The sequence below is a fragment of the Streptomyces sp. 1114.5 genome (assembly GCF_003635085.1).
In the GTDB taxonomy this organism is placed as follows: Bacteria; Actinomycetota; Actinomycetes; order Streptomycetales; family Streptomycetaceae; genus Kitasatospora.
Window position 1 is genome coordinate 4,418,226 of record NZ_RBXE01000001.1, and the last position, 25,255, is coordinate 4,443,480.

Consider the following 25,255-nt stretch of genomic DNA (forward strand, 5'->3'; position numbering starts at 1 on the left):
AGGTGCCGCCGCGGAAGGAAGGCGATCCGCCGCAGTGCTTCCGCCGGGTCCACGGCCGCGACCGCCTCAGGGCACCGCGAGGGTGAGGGCCGCGAGCTCGTCGACCACAGCGGTCAGCCGGCCGTGGCGGCGCAGGGAGCGCCGCTGGCGGTCGGCGCCGGTGCCGTGCCGGTGGATCCGGGTGAGGGCGGTCTCGACCGCGGTCAGGTCACCGGCGGCGGCCAGGCCCGGGGTGGCCCGTTCGAGGAGGCGGTCGGCCAGCGCGGCCATCGGGGCGTACCGTCCGGTGCGCGGGTCGACGCCGTCCCCGGACAGCCCGCTGCGGGCGGCCTGCCAGTGGGCGGCGCGGACCAGTCCGGCCGGGCAGGCCGGGGCCGGTCGGCCCTCGTCGATCTCCTCCAGCAGGACGGCGCTGAGCCCGCGCAGCAGCGCCGCGAGCAGCAGGACGGTCCGGAGGTCGGCGTTGACGTCGGCGACCCGTACCTCCAGCGTCGGGACGTGCTCCGACGGCCGGGCGTACCAGTAGACCATCCGCCGGTCGAGCAGTACGCCGGAGCGCACCAGGTCGGCCACCAGGGCCTCGTACTGCTCCTCGTCCAGCACCGGGGCCGGGCCGACGGTGGGCCAGCGCGCCCACCGGACGGTGCGCCAGCTCGCGAAGCCGCTGTCCCGGCCGTCCGTGAAGGGGGAGTTGACCGCGATCGCCTGGACGACCGGCAGCCAGGGGCGCAGGTGGTTGCCCAGCGCCAGCGCCCGTCCGCGGCTCACCGTGCCCAGGTGGACGTGGCAGCCGCAGAGCGCGCCGGCGTAGCCGTCGACCACGCCCTCGTAGCGGGCCGCCATGTTCCGGTAGCGCGGATCGTCGGTGACCCGGCCCGGACGCGGGTCCTGCAGCACCGGTGTGCCCGAGGCGACCAGCAGGCAGCCGGCCTCGGCCGCCGCGGCGGCGACCACCGAGCGCAGGTGGAGCAGATCGGCGCGCAGCTCGGTGAGCCGGGTGGCGGGCAGGGTGCACACCTCGACCTGGACGGCGAAGAACTCGGCCTGCACCTGCGCGCCCAACTCGCTCCTGGCGTCGGCGATGACCTGCGGCGCGCGTTCGGCGAGCAGCCGGGTGCGCCGGTCGACCAGCAGGAACTCCTCCTCCACCCCGACGGTGGGGAGGGCGGGCCGAGAGGTGTTCCCGGGCATAGCGGCTCACCGCCCCGGGACGGGGGAGGGCGGGGCGACAGCGGCGCCCCCGAGGTCATGAAGTCCGGGCCCGGGGCGGTGAGCCGCGGTACGGGGGCCCGGAATCAGGTGGATCCGCATGACGGGCGTCTTGCCGCGCAGGCGGTGTCGAAACGTCCCGACGCCTGCGGGAGGGGCACCTGCAGGACACGCCCCGGAGCGGATCGGACCCGGGCCGTCCGCATGGCCGTCCGGCCACCGGGTACCCGCCCTGGTCCGCGGGTGACGGGCACCGGTGCACCCCGCCGGTGCCCGTCGCCGAGAAACCGACCAGGAGGAAACATGACCCGGCAGACCAAGGTCCTGGCGATCGTGATGAACGACGGCGTCGAACAGGACGAACTCCTCGTCCCCGTACGGCACCTGCGTGACGACGGCGTGGAGGTCGACATCGCCGCGCCCGACCGGGACGACATCCGCACCCTCGTCCGGGACAAGGAGCCCGGCGAGACCGTGCGGCCCACCCTCACCCTCGACGAGATCGACCCCGCCGAGTACGACCTGCTGCTCATCCCCGGCGGCACGCTCAACGCCGACAGCCTCCGCATGCGCCAGGAGGCCGTCGACACGGTGCTCGCCTTCACCACCTCGGGCCGCCCGGTCGCCGCGATCTGTCACGGACCGTGGCTGCTGGCCGAGGCGGGCGTCGCGTACGGCAAGCGGCTCACCTCCTTCCCGTCGCTGCGCACCGACCTCGCGAACGCCGGCGCGACCTGGGCGGACGAGCCGCTGGTCACCGACGACGCCAACGGCTGGCGGCTGCTCACCTCGCGCAACCCGGACGACCTGGAGCACTTCCTGCGCGGCATCGACACGGCGCTGCGCAGAGGCGTCGCGGCCGTCGGCTCGGGCTGAGCAGTGTGCCCGGCGATGTGTCCGGCGGCGGCCGTGCGCCCGCACGGCCGCCGCCGGACACGCCCCTAACGGGACGGGAAGCGGTGCTGCTCGATCATCCCGGCGAACCCCTCCCACAGGGACGGCCCGAGCGGCTCCTCGCCCCCGTGCACGGTGACGCCGGCCAGCCCGCCCGGGTCGCCGAAGCCGGCCGTCCGGGAGAGCTCCACGCCCGAGCCGAGCAGTGCGACCGGCTTCCCGTGCCGCAGCGACTCGGTGAGGAAGCGGACGGCGTCCGGATCGGCGGGCAGCGTCCGCTCGCAGCCGTCCGGGACCACCAGCGCGTCGTACAGCACCGAGGCCGTGGTGGGCAGCGCGCGGTCCACCGGCAGCTGCGTGCCGTCGGCGGCGAGCACGTGGCCGCCCTGCGCGGCCAGCACCTCCACCGTGGCGCCCTGCGCGCCCAGCTGCTCGCGCGCGGCCCGCACCTGCTCGCCGGCCACCCCCGGGGCGGTCAGGACCGCGACCTTGCGGGTGCGGATGCCGGGGGCCCGCAGGTTGTCCAGGCTCAGCGCGGGGGAGACCTGCGGCCCGGCTCCGGCTGCGGACTCCGATGCGGCCCCGGCCCCGGCCGAGGGTTCCGGCTCGGCTTCGGGCTCGGCTTCGGGCTCGGGGAGGCCGATCCGCCGGGCGACCTCCGCCGCCAGCCCGAGGTCGACCTGCACCAGGTTGCCGACCATCCGGCGGCGCACCTCCGGCCCCCCGACCTTCCCCAGCTCGAAGGAGAAGGCCTCGACGATGTGCCGCTGCTCCCAGTCGGCCATGCTGCGCCAGAACAGCGCGGCCTGGCCGTAGTGGTCGGCGAAGCTGGGGCTGCGGCGGCGGATCGCGGCGCCGTCGATCCGCTCCTGATAGTGCTCGAAGACGCCCTCGGGCAGTCGGCCGCCGCCCATCGCCGCCGGGCAGCCGCCGCCGACGGAGTTGGGCGCGTAGCTGGTGCCGGGGTGGACGACCTGCTGGCCGTAGCCGTCGCGGTGGTTGTTCCGCACCTCGGCCAGCGGCCGGTTGACGGGCAGCTGCGGGAAGTTGGGGCCGCCCAGGCGGATCAGCTGGGTGTCGAGGTAGGAGAAGTTGCGGCCCTGCAGCAGCGGGTCGTTGGTGAAATCGATGCCGGGGACGATGTTGGCGGTGTGGAAGGCGACCTGCTCGGTCTCGGCGAAGAAGTTCTGCGGGTTGCGGTCCAGGACCATCCGGCCGACCGGACGGACCGGCACCAGCTCCTCCGGGACCAGCTTGGTCGGGTCCAGCAGGTCGAAGGGGTAGGCGAACTCGTCCTGCTCCGGGATCAGTTGGACGCCGAGCTCGTACTCGGGGAAGTCCCCGGCCGCGATGGCCTCCCACAGGTCCCGGCGGTGGAAGTCGGGGTCGCGGCCCGCCGTGATCTGCGCCTCGTCCCAGACCTGCGAGCAGACCCCGAGCAGCGGGCGCCAGTGGAACTTCACGAAGGTGCCGCGCCCGTCCGCGTTCACCAGCCGGAAGGTGTGCACGCCGAAGCCCTGCATCATCCGGTAGCTGCGCGGGATGGCCCGGTCGGACATCACCCACATCAGCATGTGGGTGGACTCGGGCTGCAGCGAGCAGAAGTCCCAGAAGGTGTCGTGGGCGGAGGCGCCGGTCGGGATCTCGTTCGGCGGCTCGGGCTTCACCGCGTGGACGAAGTCCGGGAACTTGACGGCGTCCTGGATGAAGAACACCGGAATGTTGTTGCCCACCAGGTCGTAATTGCCGTGCCGGGTGTAGAACTTGGTGGCGAAGCCGCGGACGTCGCGCACGGTGTCGGCGGAGCCGCGCGGGCCCTGCACGGTCGAGAAGCGGACGAACACGGGGGTGCGGCGGCCGGGCTCCTGGAGGAAGTCGGCGCAGGTGAACTCGGCCAGCGACGCGTACGGTTCGAAGAAGCCGTACGCGCCGGCGCCGCGGGCGTGCACCACCCGCTCCGGGATGCGCTCGTGGTCGAAGCGGGTGAGCTTCTCGCGCAGCTGGAAGTCCTCCAGCAGGGTGGGGCCGCGGTCGCCGACGGTCAGGGAGTTGTCGGTGTCGTCGATCCGCACCCCCTGGTCGGTGGTGAGCGCCCCGTCCGGGTCGGGGGCGCGGAAGGCGTCCAGCGCGGCGTCCTTGGCGTCGCGGGTGCCGGGCGCGTCGGCCTTCGGTGCCTCGGGGGCCTCAGGGGCTCGGTCGTCGGGCTCGGCGTCCGGGCGAACACGCCCGCCGGCCCCGGCGTCCCGGTCGTCGGACGCCGGCGCGGGGCCGAGCCCGGGCCCGCGCGGCTCGCCGGCGGGGGGAGTGTGGGGGCGGTACTCGGGGGGGCCGGGGTTCACGGTCATCGTGCGTTCTCCGTCCTGGAGTCGGAGCGGGGGCGGGGTGTCACGGGGGAGTTCAGCGCCGGAGCAGCAGGTCGGCGGCCAGCTCGGGATCGTCCGCGGTCCGGCAGATGGTCAGGGTGCACGGCGGGCAGCCGGTGTTCGTCCGCGGCGCGGCCACGGGCAGCCGGATCGCGTGGGCCCCGGCCGCCATCGCGGCGGTCGCCACCTCGTCGCTGCACCCGATCACGGTGACCCGTGCGGGCGGCAGACCGAGCGCCCGGCAGGCGGCCGTCACCAGCGCCGGAGCCGGCATCCGGCAGCCGCAGTCCTCGTGCGAGCCGTGCGGACAGACCGCCCAGACGTCGAGCGGGCCCAACAGGGTCTCGGCACGCGCCTGGACGGCCTCGACCTGGTCAAGCCCGATCAGACCGCGGGCCACGCCCGGCTGGTTGCTCACCACGCCGAGCGCGAAGCCGGCCGCGCGCAGCGCCGCGAGCGCGGCCCGGACGCCCGCCATCGGGTGGACCATGGCGGGGTCGCCGTTGCAGGAGACGTCCTGGAGCAGCGTCCCGTCCCGGCCGAACAGCACCGCGCCCGCCGGGGCGCCGGCGGCGTCCGCGCCGCGGTGGTCGAACAGCCACGGGCCGGGCCGGTCACGGTGGTCGGACGGACGCGGCTGCGGGACGGTCGGGACGGGTTCTCCTAGGTACGCCATACCTCTGCGGGTTGCCGAGCCGGGGAGTGTCAAACGGCCTGCGGCGAACGGAGCGTGAACCGTTCCCGCGGCGCGGGCCGCGCCCTACGGCGAGTGCCGGTCGCCGGACGTACGGTGCCCGCTGACGCCGTCCCGCAGCGCGGCGATCGCCCCGGCCCCGGGAGGCAGCCCCCAGACCGGGCCGCCCGCCCGCGGCGCCCGCGCCTCGCGCATCCGGCGTTCGCACCGGCGCAAGTCCTCCGGCGCGCCGCCGACCCGCAGGGCGGGGAACAACTGCTCCTCCTCCCCGCGCAGATGGGAGCGGACCACGACGACCAGCACGGACATCGCGTGGCGCCGTTCGGTGGGGGTGAGGCGGCCGTCGTCCGCCCGGTCGAGCAGCCGGCGGATCGCCGTGTGGGTGTGGACGGCCGCGTCCGCGAGCGCTTCGCCGTTCGGCAGGGCGCGGCGGGCCAGCGGGTACAGGTGGTCCTCCTCGGCCGCCAGGTGCGGTTCGAGGAGCCGGCGCAGCGCGTCCAGCAGGCGCAGCGCCTCGTCGTCGGTGCCGCGGCGGGTGGTGATCCGGTCCAGCTGCCGGAGCAGAGCCTCGATGGCCCGGTGTTCGGCGCACAGCCGGCTGGGGAACCCTTCGGCACCGTTCATGGCGGTCTCCGTCCGACGGCGGGAGCGGTTGAACGGGGGCGCCAGCCCGTTTTGCGCGGGGGCAATCGTCCGGTCCTGCCTCACCGGTGGACCCGCCGTCGTGGCGCGCATCGCCGACCCTGCCTCTTGATGACGTTGGCCGTCCCGGTGGTCGTTTCCGTAACCGGGACGTGCCGGGCGGATGCCCCGGGCCGACACCGCTACACCTCCCGGCGGGGCGCGTTTGGCCGGGTGCCCGCCGGGGAGACGTCGGGGCGGCCCCGGCCGCGGGGGCTTCCAGCGGAAGGGTCGGCATCTGGCAGGCCCGGCCCGGACCGGCCCCCGAAGACCCGGTGCCGCTGCCGACCGGCCCCGAGTGAGCCCGCGGCGCCGGCCCGGATTGGCCCGCCGCGGGCCGGGCACGCGCGAGGCGAGGAAGCGACCGGCGTACGCGCCACGAGACGAGGAGGCAGTCGTGGACGAGATCCCCCAGGGCGGTGCGGGCGGCGTGCCGCTGCACCACGATCCGCAGGACGACAGCCCCGATCCCCGCGCACCGGGGCCGGTCGGGAAGGCCGGCGGCCGGGAGGACGGGCCACACGGGCCACACGGGTCCGAGGACCCCGCCGAGGCTCCCTCGCAGGAGCAGGGGGACGCGACCACCGTCGAGCCCGGCCGGGCCCGTCGGCTCGGCTCGGACGAGCGGGACGACGGTCCAGGACCGGAGAACGGTTCCTGAACCGGACGGCGGCGGCTGATCCGTTCGATCCGTTTCCGCCCGGCGCCGGCATACCTTCGCGGAAGTCGGGGACACGCGAGGGCGGCGGTGCCCGGCCCCGGGCCGGGCACGCCATTCCATCCACTCCGAGAACGGGAGCAAAGCCCATGGGACACGGCGGCAATGTGATCATCGAGCTGATGACGGACCACCGGGAGGTGGAGGAGCTGTTCGCCCGCGTCCAGGCGCTGCCGGCGGGCGACGAACGGCGGGGGGAGATCGCCGAACGGTTCACCATCGAGCTGGTCCGCCACTCGGTGGCCGAGGAACAGCACCTGTACCCGGCGGTGCGCGAACACGTCCCCGGCGGTGACGCCCTCGCGGACAAGGAGATCGCCGACCACGAGATCGTGGAGCGTCTCCTCAAGCAACTCGAAGGCGTGGACTGCGGCGACGCGCGATTCGACGTCCTGGTCGACCGGGTGGTCTCCGAGGTCACGGCGCACGTCCAGGACGAGGAGCGGAACCTGTTCCCCGCCCTGGCCGAAGCCTGCCCGCCGGAGCGGCTCGACGAGCTCGGGGAGCAGGTCCGGCGGGCCAAGAAGCTCGCGCCCACCAGGCCCCACCCGAACGCCCCCGACAACAAGCTGATCGCCGCGGGCGCCGGCCTGGTCGACCGCGCTCGGGACTTCGTGACCGGGCGGGGCGGTTCGGACTGACCCGCCGAGGTTGGCCGTCACCGTGTGCCGACACCGTTTGCCGACGCCGTCCAACGGCCCGGGACGGTCGCCCTGACGGCTCTCCCGGCCGATCCCCACGAGGAAGGAGTTCGCCATGAGCGTGCCCGACCGGAACGACACCCTTCAGCCCGGGACCCCGCAGCCAGGGACCCCGCAGCCCGGGACCCCGCAGCCCGGGACCCCGCAGGTCGAGGCTCCGCAGATCGACGAGCAGACCCGGGAGCGGTCCTCGGAGCAGCGGAACATCACCGCTCCCACGCCCCCGGACGTCCGGGCGAAGGGGGACGACGAGGACGACGAGGAGCCCGAGCCGCCCGCGGCCGACGCCTGGGCCCCGTGACCGACCGACCGTGGGGCGGACGCCCCCGCGTCCGCCTGCGCGGACTTCCGGCTCGACCCGACCGGCCGCCGGGTGCTGGGGGAGCACGTCCGGGGCCTGCGCCGCAATCCGGCGCGGCTCAAGCGCGGCTGCCGGCAGGTCGGTTGTCGCCGCAATCGAATTCTGCGGTGACGGGCGCATGGTCGGACCAGCGCTCGGCGTGGGGTGGGCGGGGATTTTGCCTCACGGGCCGGCCACAGCACGGCTTGCCGTCACCGCCGCCCCTGCGCGGTCGGGCAGGGGCGGCGGCGCGGGGAACTGCGCCGCGGCGAGCAGCCGATGGCCGAGCGGTGTGCAGCTGTGGCGCACCGCCCGACCGGCCCGTACCGTGCTCACCAGCCCGGCCCGCCGCAGCGTCCGGGTGTGCTCGGAGGCGCTGGCCACCGAAATGCCGAGCTCACGGGCCAGCTGACTGGTGGTCGGCTCGCGCAGCGTCAGCCGGAGGACCGCTGAGCGGGTCCGGCCGAGCAGTGCTGCCACCGGTTCCTCCGGCGCCGCCCCCGGCGCCGGTGCCTCCTCGGGAAGGTGGGGCAGCGGGGTGAGCGCCGGGTAGACGAGCAGCAGCGGTCCGTCCGGCAGAGGTCCGCACAGTGGTTCCCCGGTCCACTGCGCGGACGGCAGCAGCAGGACGCCGCCGCCTTCCAGGCGGAAGTCCAGCTGCCTGGCCACCGCGATCTCCAGCGTGCTGCCGCGCCATCGGCTGCCCGGATAGAGGCCGGCAAGCATCCCGCGCAGCCCCTGCTCGCGCTGCACCTGCCCGCGCCAGGCGAGGTCGATGTCGAAGCCGGTGCGCAGCCTCGGCCAGACCGCGTCGATCAGCGCCGAGTGGGAGGTGCGCAGGCTGTCCTCCAGGTACCGCCAGGCCTGCCGGTCCGCGTTCGCCAGGCCCCGCATCAGCGGGGTGACGGGCAGTCCGTTGCGGCAGATGCGGTCGAGCTCGCTGCGAACCACCTCGTTGGTCGACGAACGAACCAACTCCAGCCCGTGCTCCAGGTCGACACTGAGCGGATCGAGGAAGAACGGACCCGCACCGGTCGCCGGGACCAGCTCGGTCAGTGGCACGACGGAACGGGAGGCCGCGGCGCCGAGCAGGCGGTTTCGCCGGGCGAACGCGGGGTCCACGCCGGGCCGTTGCAGCATGGCGACGGTCAGTTCGAGCTCCAGCAGTGGCGCGGGCCCGTCCGCGAACCGGGTGCCGAGCAGGTCCTCGGCCGTGAAGTGGATCCGCAGCACCACGCTCCGCCCCTCCCGGCGTGCCCGGGCTTTCGGCTCAGGCCGAAAGCGTCGCGCCGGCGCCGCCCCGGTCCGACGATACCCAGTGCACGGCCGCGGCGGCAGTGGGCTTCCAGGCGGCCGTTCGGTCCCGACCCGACACCCAGGAGGCGTCCATGCGCATGCCGCCGTACCTCACCCGACCGGCCGCCCTCGCCGCGGTCCTGGCGACGGCCGTCCTCATGTCGGCGGCCCCGGCCGCGCAGGCCGACGGCGATGACGGCTGGCAGCCGTACCACGGCCAGGACTACGACGCGCCCGCCGGGACGCTCTGCCCGTTCCACCTGCACATCACCGACCTGCTCGACCAGGAGGAGACCAAGACCGTCGCCCGCTACCCTGACGGCTCTCCCGAGAAGGTCCTCTGGCGAGGGCCGCTGATCCTGCGGTACACCAACGTGGACACCGGCGCCCAGGTCGACCGAGACCAGAGCGGTCGAGCCACCGAATACCGCCTGCCGGACGGCAGCACGCTGTGGGACGTTCCGCGGTCTTCGCACATCTCCGCCAAGGTTCACCCCGGAAACCCGTACCACGCGGTCGGCGACTACGTGTTCAGCGGAGGCGCGGTGCTGCTCGTGCACTCGGACCAGCAGGTCGAGGTGCTGGTCCAGCATCAGGTGGAGAACCTCTGCCAGACCCTCGCCTGACCGGTCCCCCGGGTCCGCGGACGGTCCGGCTCCCGTCGGACCGTCCGGGCCGTCACCGGTCGGACGGCTACCTGACCGACCCGCCGTCGCCGGCTGCGGTGGCCGCGGGCGGGACTGGCGGCTCCGGGACCGGCACGTCCGCCGTCCTGGTCGTGCCGACGCACAGCGCCCAGATGACGAAGGCGTCGATCGCGATCAGCACCAAGGCCCAGAACGGGTAGTAGGGCAGCCACAGGAAGTTGGCGATCATGCTCAGTCCGGCGATGAGGACACCGACGACCCGCGCCCATGCGGCCCCGCTGAACAGGGCCACACCCGCCAGGACGACGACGATCCCGAGGATGAGGTGGACCCATCCCCACCCCGAGGTGTTCATCGAGTACACGTAGTGGCGGGTGACGACGATCAGCTCGTCCTTGAGGATGGCGGAGATCCCCTGGAAGATCGCCATGGTGCCGCCGGCGATCAGCATGATCGCGGCGAAGACGGTCCACCCGGTTGCGAAGCGCCGCCGTTCGGGTTCCTGGCCGGTGCGGCCGGCTCCGGTGACACTGCTGCTCATGACGTTGACTCCTTCGTTGGCGACCGCCGCGCGGCGGGAGGGACACCGGGGAGGGTGCACCCGTCCGGCTTGCGATCCGGTGCGGACGAGCCGTGGGGGCCGGCCCCGGTCACGGGCGACGCGGTGGAGTCACCGAACTCGGCAGTCGCCCTAAGGTCCACGGTAGGGCCGGGCCTGCGTCCTGTCCTGGGGCGCCCGGCCCCCGTGCCGCCCGGAGGCGGCAAGCAGCGCCAGTACGGCCAGCACCGCGAGGAGGACCAGGACGAGCAGCAGCACTGTCAGCACGGTCGGGTGGTTCCACAGGGCGAACACCAGAGCCAGGACCAGGACCACCGCGAGGGCGAGACCGCGGCGGTGGGCATCGGTCCAGGTACCGGCCCGGCCGGTGGTCACGCCGTGGGAGCCGCCCCAGCGGGCGGCGGAGTCCGCGACGCGGTCGGCCCGACCGCGGACGGCGCGCGGCAGCCGCCCCGCACCGGAGAGGTAGGCCCCGAGCGCCACCACCACACCCAGCACGATCGCGGTGCGCAGGCTGATCCGCAGGAAGTGCAGCAGCGTGTCGAAGACGGCCGCCGCGGCGGCCGGGGACTGCACGGCGCGCGGCAGGTGGTCGAGGTAGTAGTGGCGGGCGATCACCAGGGCGATCGCCACCACGAGGCAGGCACCGGCCGCGCCCAGGGCCGTGGTGACCAGCGCCCGGCGCCGGCGCCGCGCCAGCAGCACGCCGGCCGCGCCGACCAGCACGGTGATCACCGGCATCCAGTTGCCCACCACGTCCAGGGCGTGCGCCCCGCCGCGGATCTTCGCCAGTTTGTCGGACTGGAACAGCACCAGTTGCTTGTTCACGTCCGGAATCTTCTCGGCCGGCGTGAGGCCCGCGGCCACCAGTTGCTCCTTGAGCCCGTCGACGACCGCCCCGAGGTCGAGGGTGACGGTGCCGTCCTCGACCCCGACGGCGCCGCGGCCCTCTCCGGTGAGGGCCTGGACCACGGCCGCGTGCGCGGAGCGGTTCGCCTGCGTCCAGACGGTGGGGAAGGCGTCGCTCTGCACCACCCCGGTCGCGACCTTGGTCACCACCTGGTCGACCGCGTCGTCGAGTTTGGGACCGAGTGACTTGACGGCGGCCGCGGCCCTGGGCGGCAGCCCCTGGGACTCCAGCCACCCGGCCAGGTCGGAGGCGACCGCCGAGCCGTCCACCTTCACGTCCACCGCCTGGCTGATCCGCTTGACCGCGGCGTCCTGGATGGCGGGATCAGTGGCCAGCGGCGCGACCGTCGAGACGTACCGGTCGGTGTCCAGGGCGATGTCGTGGACCCAGACGGTGAGCAGCGAGACCGGCACCAGGATGCAGGCCAGCGTGATCAGCACGGCCGAGACGGTGCTCATGACGATGCCCACGGCCCGGGAGCGGTGACGCGGCTCCGACGGAGGTCCCCCGGTGTCCGGTGTTTCGGAGGGGGGCTCGGACGGAGGGGGTGCCACTGGCCCGTTCAACGGTCCTCCAGGGTTCGGCACGCGGCCGGATCACCGCTGTTCCCCATTCACTCCGCTCCGGCGGCCACTCGGCACGCCGGGCTGGGCCGCCCGGAGCAGGAAGCCCCGCGACGTGGTGACGCCCGGCGGCCCGCGTCCCGAGACACCGACGAGGGAATCGGCTGTTCTCACCCCGGGCAGGTGATCCGCAGGGGGACGGCCGTCCCTAGGGTCGAACCGTCGAACCGTCGAACCGTCGAACCGTCGAACCGTCGAACCGTCGAACCAGTGCCCGGGCCCGTGGGCCGGGCGACCGACACCACGTGGAAGGAGTATCGCCATGGCCGATGACGACCTCGTCGAGACCGGGCCCGTCGACTACCTGGTGGTCGAGTTCCCCGGAAACCGCATGACCGGGGAAGGGCTGCCGCTGCTGATCGACCTGGTGGACCGGGGTGTGATCCGCATCCTGGACTTCGCGTTCGTGCGCAAGGACGCCGACGGCACCGTCGCGGCGATGGAACTGGCCGACTTCGACGGTGACGGTCGACTGGACCTGGCCGTCTTCGAGGGAGTCGGCTCGGGTCTGGTCGGCGCCGACGACCTGGCGGAGGCCGCCGGAGTCCTTGAGCCCGGGAACTCGGCCGGGGTACTGATCTACGAGAACACCTGGGCCGCGCCGTTCGCCACGGCCTTGCGCCGGGGCGGCGCCCGGGTCGTCGCCAGCGGCCGGATACCCCTGCCGGACCTGCTGCAATCGCTGGACGACCTGGAGGGCATCGCCGCGGCGGACCCCACGTACGGCTCCGTTCCCGGACCGTCCCCCGCCGGCTGACGGCGCGCACGGCACAGCCGCGGAGAGAAGGAGAGACGAGACATGCCTGGACTGCTGCGCGGTATCGCGCGCACCGCCGTCGTCGCCGGCACGGCGACCGCCGTGTCCAACCGGGTCTCCCGCCGTCAGGCGGGCCGCTGGGCCCAGCAGGACATGGAGGCCGAAGCGGCGCCCCCGCCCCCGCCCCCGCCCCCGGCACCGGCACCGGCCCCGGCCGCGCCTGCGGCACCGAGCATGGAGGACCGAATCGCCCAGCTGCAGCAGTTGGCGCAGCTGAAGGACCAGGGAGTCCTCACCGAGGAGGAGTTCGCCACGCAGAAGCAGCGGCTCCTCGCCGGCTGACGCCGCCGGCGCCGGCCGCCGTCCGCGCGGTGGTGCCCCGTCCCGGTCCGGCGTCGGGACGGGGCACCACCGCATCCGGATCGGATCCCCCGGGACCCGTCGGCCGGATCAGTGTCCGACCGCCACCTTGGCCGCCACGATGATCAGGCCCAGCAGGAGGTTCACCACGCCCTCGACGACCACCTGGCCGGTGGGGACACCGGCCCGACGGGCGCCCAGGGTCGCCCAGCCCACCTGCTGCGCCACGGCGACGCCGAGGGCCAGCCAGGCGCTGTTGCTCGTCCCGAGCCAGGGGCTGACCAACACCGCCAGGGCCGGCAGCGCCGACGCCTCGACGAGCGGCCACTCCTCCCGGCCGACCTCCCGCACCCGGCTCCACCGGACCCGGCGGCCGACCTCGCGCTCTCCTGCCAGGTGGGCGTAGACGTGGGCGACCCAGAAGACCAGCCCGGTGACCACCAGCAGCACGATGAGCGACAGCCGCGGGCGGGTTTCGTGCACTCCGGAGGCCGCGATCACGGAGGCGGCCAGCATCGAACCGTAGACCGCTCCGGCGTAGTCCGTCCGGTGGGCGGTTCCCTCCGGGGCCGGCCCGCGCGCGGTGGGGGGACGGCTGCGGGGCGTGGACACGAGGCGCCTCCTCCCGTCCCCGGCCGGGGACGGCCGTTGAACCCGGCTCAGCCCATGATCGCCCGTTCCCCGGCGCGCCGCCTCCCTCCGGCAGGTGAGCGGGCCCCGTCGCCGCCCGCCGCAACGCCGCCCACGGCCCGCGCGGAGCCCTGCCGCCCGGCGCCGCCTCTCACCCCGACCGGGTGATCCGCCTCCCGTACGCCGTTCGTACCGTGACCGTGAAGGCCCGTGACCGTCGTGGCCGTTCCCCCGCCCATCCGTTTCCCTAATCCACCGGGGAGCACATCGTGATTCCGTATCCTCCGATCGCCGAGCACGGGGTCATCGGCGACCTGCAGACCGCCGCCCTGGTCTCCACCGATGGCGACCTCGACTGGTGGTGCACCCCCCGCTTCGACTCACCCAGTTTCTTCGCCTCCCTGCTGGACCACGCCAACGGCGGCCGGTGCCGGCTCGCGGTCGACCGGGACGAGGTGCCGGAAGCCACGGTGAAGCAGCTCTACCTGGCCGGTACGGCCATCCTGATGACCCGCTTCCTCGCCCCGCAGGGCGTGGCCGAGGTCGTCGACTTCATGCTCCCCGACACCTCGCCGTCACCGAGCGACCGGCACCAAATCCTGCGCACGGCCCGGGTGGTGCGCGGACGGCTGCCCTTCGTGCTGGAGTGCCGGCCCCGCTTCGACTACGGCCGGGCCACCCACCGGCTCTCCCTGCCGGACGAACGCAGCGCGGTGCTGCAGGGTCCCGGCCAGGAACTGCACGTCCAGGCCACCGACCAGGTCGTGCTCCGCGCGGACGGTTCCGACGTCACCGCGCGGTTCACGCTGGACGCGGGGGAGATGGCCACCGTGGTCCTCACCACCCAGGCCCCGGGGGCCGCTCCGCCCGCCGCACCGGGCGGCGCAGCCGCGCTGGCCGCTTTCGACGGCTGCCGGCAGTTCTGGTACGGGTGGCTCAAGTCCTCCACCTACCAGGGGCGTTGGCAGTCCATGGTGGAGCGCTCGGCAATCACGCTGAAGCTGCTCAGCTACCATCCGACCGGCGCCCTGATCGCCGCCGCAACGATGGGGCTGCCGGAACAGATCGGCGGCGAGCGGAACTGGGACTACCGCTACACCTGGATCCGGGACGCCTCGCTGTCCGTCCACACCCTGATCAGCCTCGGCTTCCGCGACGAGGCGCTGGCCTTCCGCCGGTGGGTCCGGGACCGGATCGAGGCCTCCGCAGCCGAGCGGGAACGGCTCCAGATCATGTACCGCATCGACGGTGACCCGCACCTGACCGAGGAGTCCCTCACCCATTGGGAGGGCTATCGCGGCTCCTACCCCGTTCGCGCCGGGAACGCCGCCGCCGACCAGCTCCAACTCGACATCTACGGCGAAGCCGCCTACGCGTTCACCGCGGACGAGAGCGACATGGGGGCCCTGCGCGGCTGGGACGCGTTCCGCCGGCTCGTGGACTGGCTGAGCGAGCAGTGGGACCGCCCGGACGAGGGCATCTGGGAGACCCGGGGCGGGCGCCAGGACTTCACCTACAGCCGCCTGATGTGCTGGGTGGCCTTCGACCGCGCCGTCCGCATCGCCCGGAAGTTCGCCCGCCCCGCCGACCTGGGGCGCTGGAGCGCGGAACGCGACGACATCCTGCGCCAGATCGTGCAGCGCGGATGGAGTCCCAAACGCGAGGCCTTCACCCAGCACTACTCGACCGAGGTCCTGGACGCCTCCCTGCTGCTCATGCCCAAGGTCGGATTCATCTCCCCCACCGATCCGGACTGGCTCTCCACCCTGGACGCGATGGACCAGGAACTCGTCGAGGACAGCCTGGTCTACCGCTACGACCCGGCCGCGTCCCCCGACGGACTGAGCGGCTCCGAAGGCACCTTCAACCTCTGCACCTTCCTCTACGTCGAGGCGCTGGCCCGGGCCGGCCGGATCGACCAGGCCCGCTACGCGTTCGACAAGATGCTCACCTACGCCAACCACGTCGGCCTGTTCGCCGAGGAGATCGGCCCCTCCGGTGAGCAACTGGGCAACTTCCCGCAGGCCTTCACCCATCTCGCACTCATCGATGCGGCCCTCGCCCTCGACCAGGAGCTCGACCGCCACGGGGCTGCCTGAGCCTGCCGCAATCCGAGGCCGAGACGGGCCTTCGGGACGCGTGAGGACACGTGGTGCACGGGGCGGGTCCACCCGCCCCGCGTACCAGGTGACCTCCCCAGGAAAGGAAACCCGGCATGACCGGCACGATCGCCGCCCCCGCCGCGACCGGGCGCAGTGTCCTGATCCCGCTGGCGCTGGCCCAGTTCATCTGCAGTTTCGCCGGCTCCAGCATGAACGTGATGATCAACGACATCAGCGCGGACCTCGACACCAGCGTCCAGGGCGTCCAAGTGGTCATCACCGTCTTCCTGTTGGTGATGGCCGCGCTGATGATTCCCGGCGGCAAGCTGACCGACCGCTGGGGCCGCAAGCTCTGCCTGAGGGTCGGTCTCGTCACCTACGGCGTCGGAGCCCTGCTCAGCGCCGTCGCGCCCGGACTCGGCGTCCTGATCGTCGGCAACTCGATCCTCGAAGGCGTCGGAACGGCCTTGCTGATCCCCCCGGTCTACATCCTGACCACGCTGCTGTTCACCGGTACCGCCGCCCGGGCACGCGCCTTCGGCACCATCATGGCCCTGGGCGGTGTCGGCGCGGCAGCCGGTCCGCTGCTCGGCGGCCTGCTCACCACGGCGATCAACTGGCGTGCCAACTTCGGCTTCCAGGTCGTGATCGTGGCCGTGATCGTGTTCCTCACCCGCAAACTGGAGGACCCGCTCCCCGCCGACCGCACCCGGCCCTTCGACACCGTCGGCGCCGTCCTGTCAGCCGGCGGACTGATCCTGCTGGTCACCGGCATCCTCGCCGCGGACAACAACACCTGGCTGATGATCGCCCTCCTGCTGGCCGGAGCCGCGGTGCTGGGCGGCTTCTTCCGTTGGATCCGCCGCCTGGAGGACACCGGTCGCGAACCCCTGCTGGCCTCCAGCCTCTTCCACAACCGCACCTCGAACCTGGGCCTGGTCACCCAGAACGCCCAATGGCTCGTGCTGATGGGCGTGTCGTTCACTGTCGGTGCCTACCTCCAGGTCGTCCGCGGCTACAACGCCATCTCCACCGGAGCGGTGTTCACCTCCGCGACGCTCGGACTGCTCGCGACCTCGCTCGCCGCCGAACGCCTGGCCGAGCGACGGTCCCAGCGCTCCCTGATCATCACGGGCTTCGCCCTCACCACCGTCGGCATCGTCGTGCTCCTGCTGCTGGTGCGGGCCGTCGACTCCGTCTGGGCGTTCACCCCCGGACTGCTGCTGATCGGACTGGGCATCGGCCTGATGCTCACCCCCTCCGTCAACATCGTGCAGTCCGCCTTCCCCGACAGCCGTCAGGGCGAGATCTCCGGCCTCTCCCGCAGCGTCTCCAACCTCGGCTCCTCGATCGGCACCGCAGTCGCCGGAACGATCCTGGTCTCCGAACTCACCCGGAACAGCTATGCGGCGGCCATGGCAGCCCTCGCGCTCTGCGGCCTCATCGGTCTCTGCGCCGCACTGTTCCTGCCGCGCGACCGGACTTCCACCGCGCCCCCGCCGGCACCGGCCGGGGCCGGTGAGGCCCGGCACAGCACGTGAGAGAAGGACCCCATGCGCTACGAGTTCCGTATCGCCGGGGCGATGTCAGGACTGACCGTCCGCGAGGCCTTTCCGGAGCTGGAGAGCGTCTTCGTTCCGGACCAGACGTTGCTGTTCGGCCCCGTCACGGACGAGGCCCACCTCTACGGCCTGCTCAGCCGGTTCCAGGCGCTCGGGTTGCACGTCATGGAGCTCCGCCGGCTGCCCGAGCCGGAGGCGCTCCGCTGGCCGGGGAGCTGAACACCCCCCGCGCCGGGACGGGCTGCGCCGGCCACGCCGGTTGCGCCGAACGGCGGACCGCCCGGGGTGCCGCCCGGCGCCCCGTCGGCCAGGCTGGGACGGTGGCCGGCCCGCCGCCCCGGACCCGGGCGGCCGGCGACCGGCGACGGGCCGCGACTCGGCGGCCCGGCCGCCGGCATCGACCGAGGGAGAGCGGAGTGGCGCAGCAGCGTGGTGAGCCGACCCGCACTGACCGGTTCCGCGCCAGGTCAGCCTGGCTACGGGGGCGCACGGCCGACCTGCGCGACGCGCCGTTCCTGCGTCGGCTGGCGGCCCAGCTGATCCACATCCACGTCCTGGACACCGCCACCCGGCTCGCCGCGCAGGCGTTCCTGACGGCCATCCCGGTGCTGTTCGTGCTGGCCGCCTTCCTGCCCCAGGAGGCGCGCAGCAGCGCCGCCGACTCGCTGCGGACCGTACTCGGCCTCCAGGGCAGCTCGCTCGACGACGTCAAGCGGGCGCTCCAGCCTGTCGGCCGGGAGGCGACCACGGACGCCTTCGGCGGCATCGGCATCCTGGTGACCGTGCTCTCGGCCACGAGTTGCAGCCGCATCCTGCAGCGCCTGTGCGAGCGAACCTGGCACCTGCCCCACCTTTCCGGGCGGTTGGCGGCGTGGCGGTGGCTCGCCTGGCTGCTGGTGTGGATCGTTGCCCTGGTCCTCCAGGGAAAGGTGCGGAGCGGATTCGGCGCGGGCGAGGCCCTCGGGGTCGTCCTCTACCTGATCACGGCCGGTCTGCTCTGGCTGTGGACGCAGCACCTTCTGCTCGGCGGGCGGGTCTCCTGGCTCCCGTTGATCCCGGGGGCCGTGCTGACCAGTGCCGGCCTGACCGCGCTCGCCTGGGTGTCGAAGCTCTACGTTCCCCGCTCGCTGAACCGCAGCATCACCCAGTTCGGCCCGCTCGGACTGGTCTTCACCCTGCTCAGCTGGCTGATCGTGGTGTTCACTGCCGTCACGCTCGGCATCGGCATCGGCTACGTGGTGGCCGGCCAGGGCCGGCTGGCCAGGCTCCTGGGCACCCCCGAGCCGACCGGGGAGGACGACGGCTAGAAGGCACGAAGGCCGGGCGGCCCCCTGAACGGGACCGCCCGCCCCCTTTGCCGAGCCGGAGGAAGTCGGAAACGATGGGAGTCGTCAGACATCCGCGTTGTCGGCGCGCCATGACTCCCCCGAGGTGACGACCATGGCCTCCAGCCCAGCGGCCAGGACGGGGGCCACCTGGTGGACGGTTTCCGCGGTGACGCTGGGCCGTCGTCCCGGATACCCGGCGGCGACCCGGTGCTCGCGGCGCGGTTCGCGGTGCCCGCGACGCCGGAGACCTTCGTTCGCCGGCAGCGCCTGGTCGACCGGCTCGGCGACGGCCTGCCGACGTCCCTGCTGTTGGTGAGCGGACCGGCGGGTGCCGGGAAGACCCTGTTCGTCGCCGACTGGGTGGCCACGGCGCGACTGCCCGGTCCGGCGGTCTGGCTCACCGTCGAGCACGAGGACAACGCGCCGGGGGTCTTCTGGGCCTACCTGCTGGAAGCGCTCCGGTACCACGGCGTCGCCCTGCCGGCCGGCATCGGCAGTCCGGCCCGGGCCAACGAGGTCGACCACTCCCTGCTGGCCCGGCTGGCCGCCCACCTGAGCGTCCGGGACGAGCCCGTGATCCTCGTGCTCGACGAGTTCGAGCAGGTGTCCTCCGCGGAGGTGGCCTCCGGTCTGCACTTCCTGCTCGGCCACGCGGGTGCCGGTCTGCGCCTGGCCCTGCTCAGCCGGACGGAGCCGCTCCTGCCGATCCACCGCTACCGGGCGTCCGGCAGCGTGACCGAGATCAGGGCCGCCGACCTCGCCTTCCGGCCCGAGGAGGCCTCCGTGCTGCTGCGCCGGCACGGGCTCGCGCTGTCCGCCGGGAACGTGCGCGCGCTGACCGAGCGGACCGGCGGCTGGGCCGCCGGCCTGCGGCTGTCGGCACTGGCCGCCCAGGGCGCCGCCGATCCCGCGGCGTACCTGGCGGAGTTCGAGGCCGGGCAGAGCACGGTCGCGGACTTCCTGCTCGCCGAGGTCCTCGACACCCAACCGGTCGAGACCCAGGACCTCCTCCTGCGGACGAGCGTCCTGGACCGGATCCACCCGGACCTCGCCGACGCCCTGACCGGTCGCCCGGACGGCGCGCGGACCCTGGCCGCCCTCTCCCGGGCCAACGCCTTCGTGGAGCCCGTCGGACACTCCTGGTACCGGTGCCACCCGCTGTTCTCCGAGATCCTGCGCATCCACCTGGGAGCCCGGAGCCCGGGGCTGGAACGGGAACTCCACCGCAAGGCCGCCCGGTGGCTGGCCGGGGCGGGGCAGCTGACGGAGGCGCTTCCGCACGCCGCGGCGGCCGGTGACTGGGAGTTCGCCGCGTCTCAGGTGGTCGATCAACTGGCCATCGGGCGGCTGTTCACCGGCCGGGATGCGGAGCGGTTGGACCGGCTGTTCGCCACGATGGCCCCCGAGGCCCAGGGGCCGGCCGCCGAACTGGTCCGGGCGGCCTGTGACCTCACCCGGCACGACGTGGACAAGGGTGCCGAACACCTCCGGCGCGCGGAGGCACTGCTCGCCGAACACCAGGGCGAGGACGACCCGGCGGCCCTGTTCACCCTGGCCCAACTGCGGGTGCTGGCGGCTCGGCTGGCCGGCTCGGCCGACCAGGCCCGGGCTGCCGCCGAACAGGCCGAGCGGCTGGAGGAATCGGTACCGAAGGCCCTGGTGGCGGGGCACCCGGAGCTGTCCACGCTGCGGCTGAACGACCTCGGCTCGGCGCTGCTCTGGGAAGGCAGTCTCGGCGCCGCGAGTGCGGCGCTCGCGGCGGCAGCGAGGACGCCCGCGGGGGCCACAACGGCCGGTCCGCGCCACGAGGCGCTGGCCTGCCTCGCCCTGATCGACCTGCTGGACGGGCGGCCGGGGCGGTCGGAGGCCCGTCTTCGGAGGGCCACGGCCGAAGCCGAACTCGCCGGCTTGCCGCCGGTCTCCCGCACCGGCGTCGGTCAGCTGGTGCTCGCCATGCTCGCCGTCGACCGGGACGACCTGCCGACGGCCCGCGCGGCGCTCGACCGGGCGGCCGGGTCGGCCGCGGCCCGGCACGATCCGGCGGTCGCCGCCGTCCTGGCGATCGTCCGGGCGAGAATCCTGCTGGCCGACGGCCGGGCCCGGGCAGCCCTGGACACGCTCGACCGGGTGGACGACGGCCGTCCTCCGGCGGCCGGACCACTGCCGGCCTGGGTGACGGAGGGCGCGGCCGTGGTCGGTTCGGCCGCGCACCTCGCCGACGGCGATCCGGCCGCCGCCCTGGCGGTGCTGGACCGCGACGGTGCCGGGGGCCCGGACTGCGCCGTCGCGGCGGCCCGTGTCCATCTCGCGGCCGGGGACGGCCCGAGCGCCCGCCGGGCCCTGGACGCGATCCCCGACCGTGACTGCCACGGGCCGGCGGTCACCGCCCGGGTGTTGCTGGCCAGGGCACAGGTCGCAGCGGCCCTGGGTGACGAGGCCGGCGCCCGGCGGCTGCTCACCCGCGCCCTCACGGTCGCCAGGTCCGAGCAGGTGGTCCGACCGTTCCGGGAGGCCGGGCCGTGGCTGCGGCAGCTGCTACGGGCCCGGCCGGCGCCGGTGGACGACCACGACTGGCTGCCCCCCGACCTCCTCCCGGGGCCGCCGGCGGCGGGCGGAGACGACGCGGTCCCGGACCCGCCCGTCGAGCCGTTGAGCGACCGGGAGATCGAGGTCCTGGAGAGCGCCGCACGGCTGCTCTCCACCGAGGAGATCGCCGCCGAACTGTTCCTCTCGGTGAACACGGTCAAGACGCACCTCAAGAGCATCAACCGGAAGCTCGCGGTCTCCGGGCGCCGCAGGGCCGTCCGGCGGGCCCGTGAACTGCGGCTGATCTGACCGTGTGAATCGGGGGGGGCGGACGCAGCCGGGTGCTCAGTGGCGGGAGCGCAGCCAGTGCCAGCCGGCCACCACCGCGCCCGCACCCAGCAGGACGAGGAACACGGCGAGCCAGGAGTTGCCGGCGACCCGAGCTCCGGTGAGCAGCACCACGAGCACCCCGCCCACCGTCGCCGCGCACGCCCCCACGGTCCGCAGCACGACCAGGAGCAGGCCGGGGCGCAGCACGGACCGGTCACGGTCACGGTCACGGTCCCGGACCGGCACGGGCCCGCCGCCCTCCGACCCGAGCAGGGCGAGGGTACGGTCCGCGAGCCGGTCGGTGGCGCGACGATACATCTCGCCGCAGGCGGGCACCCAGACGAACGGCACCACCGTTCCGATGACCAGCAGGGCCCCGATGCCGGCCCAGCCGAGCCACTTGCGGATCCGGCTCCGGGCCGGGTCGTCCGGGGCCAACAGGCCGATCAGGTAGGCCTGCCGACGGACGACGTCGAACCAGGAGCCCTTGCCGCCCTCGTCGACCGGACCCCGGGACGCCTCCCGCAGGGCCGCCCTGGCCTCCGCACGCGTCGGATGGACGCCCTGCACCAGCAGGATCTCCACCGCCGCCTCCTGGTCACACGGATCGCGGCCGGCCAGGGCGCCCAGCTCCAACACCATCCGCAGCTGGGCGAGCAGTGCGCCGATGAACGCGACCGGCAGCAGGAGCACGAAGGGACCGCCGAGGAACGAGCCTTCCACCACGGAGCGGCGCACGCCCCGCCCGATCACCGCCTCGACGCTCTCGCCCCGCGGGGTCCCGGTTCGTTCCGCTTCGCGCGCCCGCACCACCGTGTCGGCCGCCTGGGGGCCCAGGAACTCCACCGTGAAGGCGGCCAGCCGCTCGGGCATGCGGGCAGGGTCCGCCCGGACCGTCCTCAGCAGGTCGCCCAGGCCGGGCCGTCGCCGCTGTGCGCGCTCCGCTCCGCCCATCAGTCGCAAGAATAGCCCCGCCGCTGCGGAGCCGCCCCGGGCGCGGAACTCACCCGGCGCGGGTGATGCCCCGCCGGGCCGCAGCCCGGTACACCGGCAATAGACCGCGTCTGCCACGGCGTTCGGGGCAGACCATCGATGTCAGGAGGCCCCCGGTGGACTACCCGTTGCTCAACATCTTCTTCACGACCATGTGGATCTTCCTGTGGATCATGTGGTTCTTCCTCCTGTTCCGAGTCTTCGGCGACCTCTTCCGGGACGACGCCCTGAGCGGCTGGGCCAAGGCCGGCTGGAGCGTGTTCGTGCTCGTCCTGCCGTTCCTCGGTGTGTTCGTCTACTTGATCGCCAGGGGCAAGGGCATGGGGAAGCGCGAGTACCAGGAGGCGGCCGAGGCGGAGCAGGAGTTCCGCACCTACATCCGGGACGCCGCCGGCACCACCGCCGCGCCCACCGACCACGTCGCCGAACTGGCGCGGCTCGCCGAGCTCAAGAACCACGGCGACATCACCGAGGACGAGTACCAGCGCGCCAAGGAGCTCGTCCTCACCTGACGCGCCCCTGGACAGCGCCCCGGCCCGGTGGCCCCCTTCCCGTCGGTGCTCCAGGAGTGGTTCAAGGTCGAAGACGGTGGTCACCTGGTCGCTCCAGCGCTCGGCGTGGGTGGCGGCGCGTTCGGCGTAGGCCTCGACGGCCTCGTACCCCGTGGGCAGCACGACGCTTGCGCCGGTTCGAGCAGTGCGGTCTCGAAGGAGTGGGAGATCGTCGGATCGGCTCGGCGGCGGGCGCACGCCTGAGCCTGACCCGGTCACCTCCGAGGCCGTGCGCCACAGCGGAGGGCGGTGATCATCGAACGGGGGCGTCAGCCGGTCACGGCCTGCTCCAGCAGGTCGAGGGCGCTCAGCAGGGTGAGCGGGCCCGCGATGCCCTCCGGGTGGTCGGAGCGGCGCCAGCCGGGGCCGGTGACGAGGACCAGGGCGCGGTTGCGGGATCCGCGGGCGCCCCAGGCGGTGCGGACGACCTGCCGGACCAGCTCGGGGTCGGTGGTGTGCGGGCTCTGCGACCAGAGCATCACGGCGCCGGGGCCGAGCCGGCGCACGGCGTCCAGCAGCGCCCGGGGCGGGACGGCCGCGCCCAGCATCCGGAACGGCAAGGTGCGGCCGGTGAGCCCGGCCGCCACCGCGTCCAACGGGAGGGTGTGCTCTCCGGCTGCTCGCGCAGGGCGACCCGTACCTCCCGGTCGTGGGCGGCCCGGGTGGCGCGGACCCGGTCGACGGCACGGCGGTGGGCGATGGTGAGCACCCAGGGCAGCACGGCGCCCCGGTCGGGCCGGTAACCGGCGGCGGTGCGCCAGACCTCCAGGAGCACCTCCTGGGTCACCTCCTCCGCGAGGGCGGGGTTGCGCAGCGTCCGCAGCGCGATCCCGTACACGGCGGGGGCGAGCGTCGGGTACAGCTCGGCGAGCGCGTCCTGGTCGCCGCGGGCGACCGCTGCCATCAGGTCGACCGGACTCGCCGCAGGTGCCGGGGCGCCGGGCTGCGCGAGAGGCCGTTCGCAGGTGGTCTGAGTCACGCTGTCACTGTGCGGCGGCCGTATCGATGCGGGCGACTCGCATCCATTGTGCATCGTTTTGAGCACCGGTTGAACCGGCGCAATCCGGTACGCGGGTGGGCTCCGAACATCCGGGCAGACGCCCGAGGGCGGGCCCGACGCACCGATCAGAGCACCCGACGAACCCCCCGAGGAACACCGATGACCGTCTCTGTCGCTCTGTTCACCCAGGACCTGAGACTGCACGACAATCCGGTCCTGCACGCCGCCTCCCGGGCGGCGGACCAGGTCGTCCCGCTGTTCGTCCTGGACCCGGCCGTGGAGGCGGTCGGTTTCGCCGCGTCCAACCGGCAGGCGTTCCTCGCCGAGTGCCTGGCGGACCTGGACGCCTCGCTGCGCCGGATCGGCGCTCGGCTGGTGGTCCGCCGGGGCGACCCGGCGGGGCAGGCCGCCCGGGTGGCCGCCGAGGCCGGCGCCGACACGGTGCACGTGGCGGCGGGCGTCAGCGCGTTCGCCCGGCGGCGCGAGGCCCGGCTGCGGGAGCGGCTCGGCGGCCGGCTGCACGTGCACGACGGGGTGCTGACCGTGCTCCCGCCGGGCCTGGTCACTCCGGCCGGGCGGGACCACTACGCGGTCTTCACCCCGTACCACCGGGCCTGGCAGCAGGCGCCGCGCCGGTCGGTGCTGGGTGCGCCGCGGAAGCTGTCCACTCCCGACGGCATCGACGGTGTCGCACTGCCGACGGCCAAGCCGGTGTCGCCCGCCCTGCCAGAGGGCGGCGAGACGGCGGCCCGTGAGCTCCGGCGGCGCTGGGACATCGACTCCTACGCCGACCTGCACGACGCGCTCGCCGCCGACGGCACCTCCCGGCTCTCCCCGTACCTGCACTTCGGCTGCCTGTCGGCCAACGAGCTGGCGGCCCTGGCGTCGAAGCACGGCGGCGAGGGGGCGGCGGGCTTCGTCCGGCAGTTGGCCTGGCGGGACTTCCACCACCAGGTGCTCGCCGCCCGTCCGGACGCGGCCCATCAGGACTACCGCACCCGTGAGGACCGGTGGCACCGGGACGAGCGCGAGGCCACGGCCTGGCGCGAGGGCCGCACCGGCTACCCGATCGTCGACGCGGGCATGCGCCAGCTCGCCCACGAGGGCTGGATGCACAACCGGGCCCGGCTGCTGACGGCGAGCTTCCTGGTCAAGACGCTGCACCAGGACTGGCGGATCGGCGCCGCGCACTTCCTGGAGCTGCTGGTGGACGGCGATCTGGCGAACAACCAGCTGAACTGGCAGTGGGTCGCCGGCACGGGCACCGACACCCGGCCCAACCGGGTGCTCAACCCGCTCCGACAGGCCGACCGGTACGACCCGGACGGCGCGTACGTCCGCCGCTGGGTGCCCGAACTCGCCCACCTGCCGGGACTGTCGATCCACCGGCCGTGGCTGCTCGCCCCCGACTACCCGGCCCCCCTGATCGCGCCGGAGGACCTGTCGGCCCGACTCCGTACCGCCCGAGCCCTGGACTGACC

General features: G+C 73.9%; 25 protein-coding genes. 14 read left to right on the forward strand and 11 right to left on the reverse strand.

Going from position 1 to position 25,255, the window contains the following annotated elements; genetic code table 11:
• Positions 1–66 precede the first annotated feature (66 nt).
• Positions 67–1,191: a glutamate--cysteine ligase gene (locus BX285_RS19610; RefSeq protein WP_121176004.1), complete on the reverse strand. Its 1,125-nt coding sequence runs from the start codon at positions 1,189–1,191 to the stop codon at positions 67–69.
• Between the two features lie 321 nt (positions 1,192–1,512).
• Here BX285_RS19610 and BX285_RS19615 point away from each other — a divergent pair, with 321 nt between their 5' ends.
• On the forward strand, positions 1,513–2,085 hold the full coding sequence (locus BX285_RS19615) for a type 1 glutamine amidotransferase domain-containing protein (RefSeq protein ID WP_121176007.1): 573 nt from the start codon (positions 1,513–1,515) through the stop codon (positions 2,083–2,085).
• A gap of 65 nt (positions 2,086–2,150) precedes the next feature.
• On the opposite strand, the gene BX285_RS19620 is transcribed toward BX285_RS19615, so the two are convergent.
• The 3 genes from BX285_RS19620 to BX285_RS19630 all read right to left on the reverse strand — a co-directional run bounded on the left by BX285_RS19620 (position 2,151) and on the right by BX285_RS19630 (position 5,784).
• Complete coding sequence (locus tag BX285_RS19620; RefSeq protein ID WP_121176009.1) at positions 2,151–4,448, reverse strand: catalase; 2,298 nt, start codon at positions 4,446–4,448, stop codon at positions 2,151–2,153.
• A 52-nt stretch (positions 4,449–4,500) separates the two neighbouring features.
• Complete coding sequence (locus BX285_RS19625) at positions 4,501–5,142, reverse strand: HAD-IIIA family hydrolase (RefSeq protein ID WP_121176012.1); 642 nt, start codon at positions 5,140–5,142, stop codon at positions 4,501–4,503.
• Positions 5,143–5,226: 84 nt separating this feature from the next.
• On the reverse strand, positions 5,227–5,784 hold the full coding sequence (locus BX285_RS19630; protein WP_183107112.1) for a hemerythrin domain-containing protein: 558 nt from the start codon (positions 5,782–5,784) through the stop codon (positions 5,227–5,229).
• Between the two features lie 454 nt (positions 5,785–6,238).
• On the opposite strand from BX285_RS19630, the gene BX285_RS19635 reads away from it, so the two are divergent.
• From BX285_RS19635 to BX285_RS19645, 3 genes are all read left to right on the forward strand, one after another.
• The gene (locus BX285_RS19635) at positions 6,239–6,502 is read left to right on the forward strand and encodes a hypothetical protein (protein ID WP_121176017.1); all 264 of its coding nucleotides are present in this window, start codon (positions 6,239–6,241) and stop codon (positions 6,500–6,502) included.
• Positions 6,503–6,648: 146 nt separating this feature from the next.
• Positions 6,649–7,200, forward strand: a complete 552-nt coding sequence (locus BX285_RS19640; RefSeq protein WP_097239170.1) for a hemerythrin domain-containing protein — start codon at positions 6,649–6,651, stop codon at positions 7,198–7,200.
• Between the two features lie 115 nt (positions 7,201–7,315).
• The gene (locus BX285_RS19645; protein WP_121176019.1) at positions 7,316–7,561 is read left to right on the forward strand and encodes a hypothetical protein; all 246 of its coding nucleotides are present in this window, start codon (positions 7,316–7,318) and stop codon (positions 7,559–7,561) included.
• A 222-nt stretch (positions 7,562–7,783) separates the two neighbouring features.
• Here the strand turns inward: BX285_RS19645 and BX285_RS19650 are convergent, their stop codons facing one another.
• The gene (locus BX285_RS19650) at positions 7,784–8,836 is read right to left on the reverse strand and encodes a helix-turn-helix transcriptional regulator (RefSeq protein WP_121176022.1); all 1,053 of its coding nucleotides are present in this window, start codon (positions 8,834–8,836) and stop codon (positions 7,784–7,786) included.
• Between the two features lie 152 nt (positions 8,837–8,988).
• Between BX285_RS19650 and BX285_RS19655 the strand changes: the two genes are divergently transcribed.
• Positions 8,989–9,522 (forward strand): hypothetical protein, encoded by a 534-nt coding sequence (locus BX285_RS19655; protein WP_097239173.1) that lies wholly within the window; start codon positions 8,989–8,991, stop codon positions 9,520–9,522.
• Between the two features lie 67 nt (positions 9,523–9,589).
• Here BX285_RS19655 and BX285_RS19660 read toward each other — a convergent pair whose 3' ends face one another.
• Complete coding sequence (locus tag BX285_RS19660) at positions 9,590–10,084, reverse strand: hypothetical protein (RefSeq protein WP_257032913.1); 495 nt, start codon at positions 10,082–10,084, stop codon at positions 9,590–9,592.
• 150 nt (positions 10,085–10,234) lie between these two features.
• Entirely contained in the window at positions 10,235–11,470 is a 1,236-nt protein-coding gene (locus tag BX285_RS19665; RefSeq protein ID WP_121177695.1) for a hypothetical protein, read from the reverse strand.
• 427 nt (positions 11,471–11,897) lie between these two features.
• Here BX285_RS19665 and BX285_RS19670 point away from each other — a divergent pair, with 427 nt between their 5' ends.
• Both BX285_RS19670 and BX285_RS19675 read left to right on the forward strand, forming a co-directional pair.
• Positions 11,898–12,392 carry a DUF6325 family protein gene (locus BX285_RS19670; RefSeq protein WP_097239174.1) on the forward strand — a complete coding sequence of 165 codons (495 nt, stop codon included), beginning with the start codon at positions 11,898–11,900 and terminating at the stop codon, positions 12,390–12,392.
• Positions 12,393–12,434: 42 nt separating this feature from the next.
• Positions 12,435–12,734 carry an SHOCT domain-containing protein gene (locus tag BX285_RS19675; protein WP_121176024.1) on the forward strand — a complete coding sequence of 100 codons (300 nt, stop codon included), beginning with the start codon at positions 12,435–12,437 and terminating at the stop codon, positions 12,732–12,734.
• A 108-nt stretch (positions 12,735–12,842) separates the two neighbouring features.
• On the opposite strand, the gene BX285_RS19680 is transcribed toward BX285_RS19675, so the two are convergent.
• Positions 12,843–13,364: a hypothetical protein gene (locus BX285_RS19680; protein WP_097239176.1), complete on the reverse strand. Its 522-nt coding sequence runs from the start codon at positions 13,362–13,364 to the stop codon at positions 12,843–12,845.
• 287 nt (positions 13,365–13,651) lie between these two features.
• Here BX285_RS19680 and BX285_RS19685 point away from each other — a divergent pair, with 287 nt between their 5' ends.
• The 5 genes from BX285_RS19685 (at position 13,652) to BX285_RS19705 (ending at position 21,209) form a co-directional block, all read left to right on the forward strand.
• Positions 13,652–15,481 (forward strand): glycoside hydrolase family 15 protein, encoded by a 1,830-nt coding sequence (locus BX285_RS19685; RefSeq protein ID WP_121176026.1) that lies wholly within the window; start codon positions 13,652–13,654, stop codon positions 15,479–15,481.
• 116 nt (positions 15,482–15,597) lie between these two features.
• Positions 15,598–17,025 (forward strand): MFS transporter, encoded by a 1,428-nt coding sequence (locus BX285_RS19690; protein WP_097239178.1) that lies wholly within the window; start codon positions 15,598–15,600, stop codon positions 17,023–17,025.
• 12 nt (positions 17,026–17,037) lie between these two features.
• A complete protein-coding gene (locus BX285_RS19695; RefSeq protein WP_121176029.1) occupies positions 17,038–17,265 on the forward strand; it encodes a hypothetical protein in 228 nt (75 codons plus the stop codon).
• Between the two features lie 197 nt (positions 17,266–17,462).
• Positions 17,463–18,353, forward strand: a complete 891-nt coding sequence (locus BX285_RS19700; RefSeq protein ID WP_097239180.1) for a YhjD/YihY/BrkB family envelope integrity protein — start codon at positions 17,463–17,465, stop codon at positions 18,351–18,353.
• 171 nt (positions 18,354–18,524) lie between these two features.
• Positions 18,525–21,209, forward strand: coding sequence for a LuxR C-terminal-related transcriptional regulator (locus tag BX285_RS19705; RefSeq protein ID WP_121176031.1), 2,685 nt, complete (start codon positions 18,525–18,527; stop codon positions 21,207–21,209).
• A gap of 36 nt (positions 21,210–21,245) precedes the next feature.
• Here the strand turns inward: BX285_RS19705 and BX285_RS19710 are convergent, their stop codons facing one another.
• Positions 21,246–22,103 carry a hypothetical protein gene (locus BX285_RS19710; RefSeq protein ID WP_121176034.1) on the reverse strand — a complete coding sequence of 286 codons (858 nt, stop codon included), beginning with the start codon at positions 22,101–22,103 and terminating at the stop codon, positions 21,246–21,248.
• Between the two features lie 236 nt (positions 22,104–22,339).
• Here BX285_RS19710 and BX285_RS19715 point away from each other — a divergent pair, with 236 nt between their 5' ends.
• The gene (locus BX285_RS19715; RefSeq protein ID WP_257032915.1) at positions 22,340–22,735 is read left to right on the forward strand and encodes an SHOCT domain-containing protein; all 396 of its coding nucleotides are present in this window, start codon (positions 22,340–22,342) and stop codon (positions 22,733–22,735) included.
• Between the two features lie 308 nt (positions 22,736–23,043).
• On the opposite strand, the gene BX285_RS19720 is transcribed toward BX285_RS19715, so the two are convergent.
• Positions 23,044–23,322, reverse strand: a complete 279-nt coding sequence (locus BX285_RS19720) for a hypothetical protein (protein ID WP_121176036.1) — start codon at positions 23,320–23,322, stop codon at positions 23,044–23,046.
• The gene (locus tag BX285_RS19725; protein WP_257032916.1) at positions 23,253–23,753 is read right to left on the reverse strand and encodes a sigma factor; all 501 of its coding nucleotides are present in this window, start codon (positions 23,751–23,753) and stop codon (positions 23,253–23,255) included. Before BX285_RS19725 ends, BX285_RS19720 begins: the two co-directional genes overlap by 70 nt.
• Positions 23,754–23,933: 180 nt before the next feature.
• Here BX285_RS19725 and BX285_RS19730 point away from each other — a divergent pair, with 180 nt between their 5' ends.
• Positions 23,934–25,253 (forward strand): deoxyribodipyrimidine photo-lyase, encoded by a 1,320-nt coding sequence (locus BX285_RS19730; protein WP_121176038.1) that lies wholly within the window; start codon positions 23,934–23,936, stop codon positions 25,251–25,253.
• Positions 25,254–25,255 lie beyond the last annotated feature (2 nt).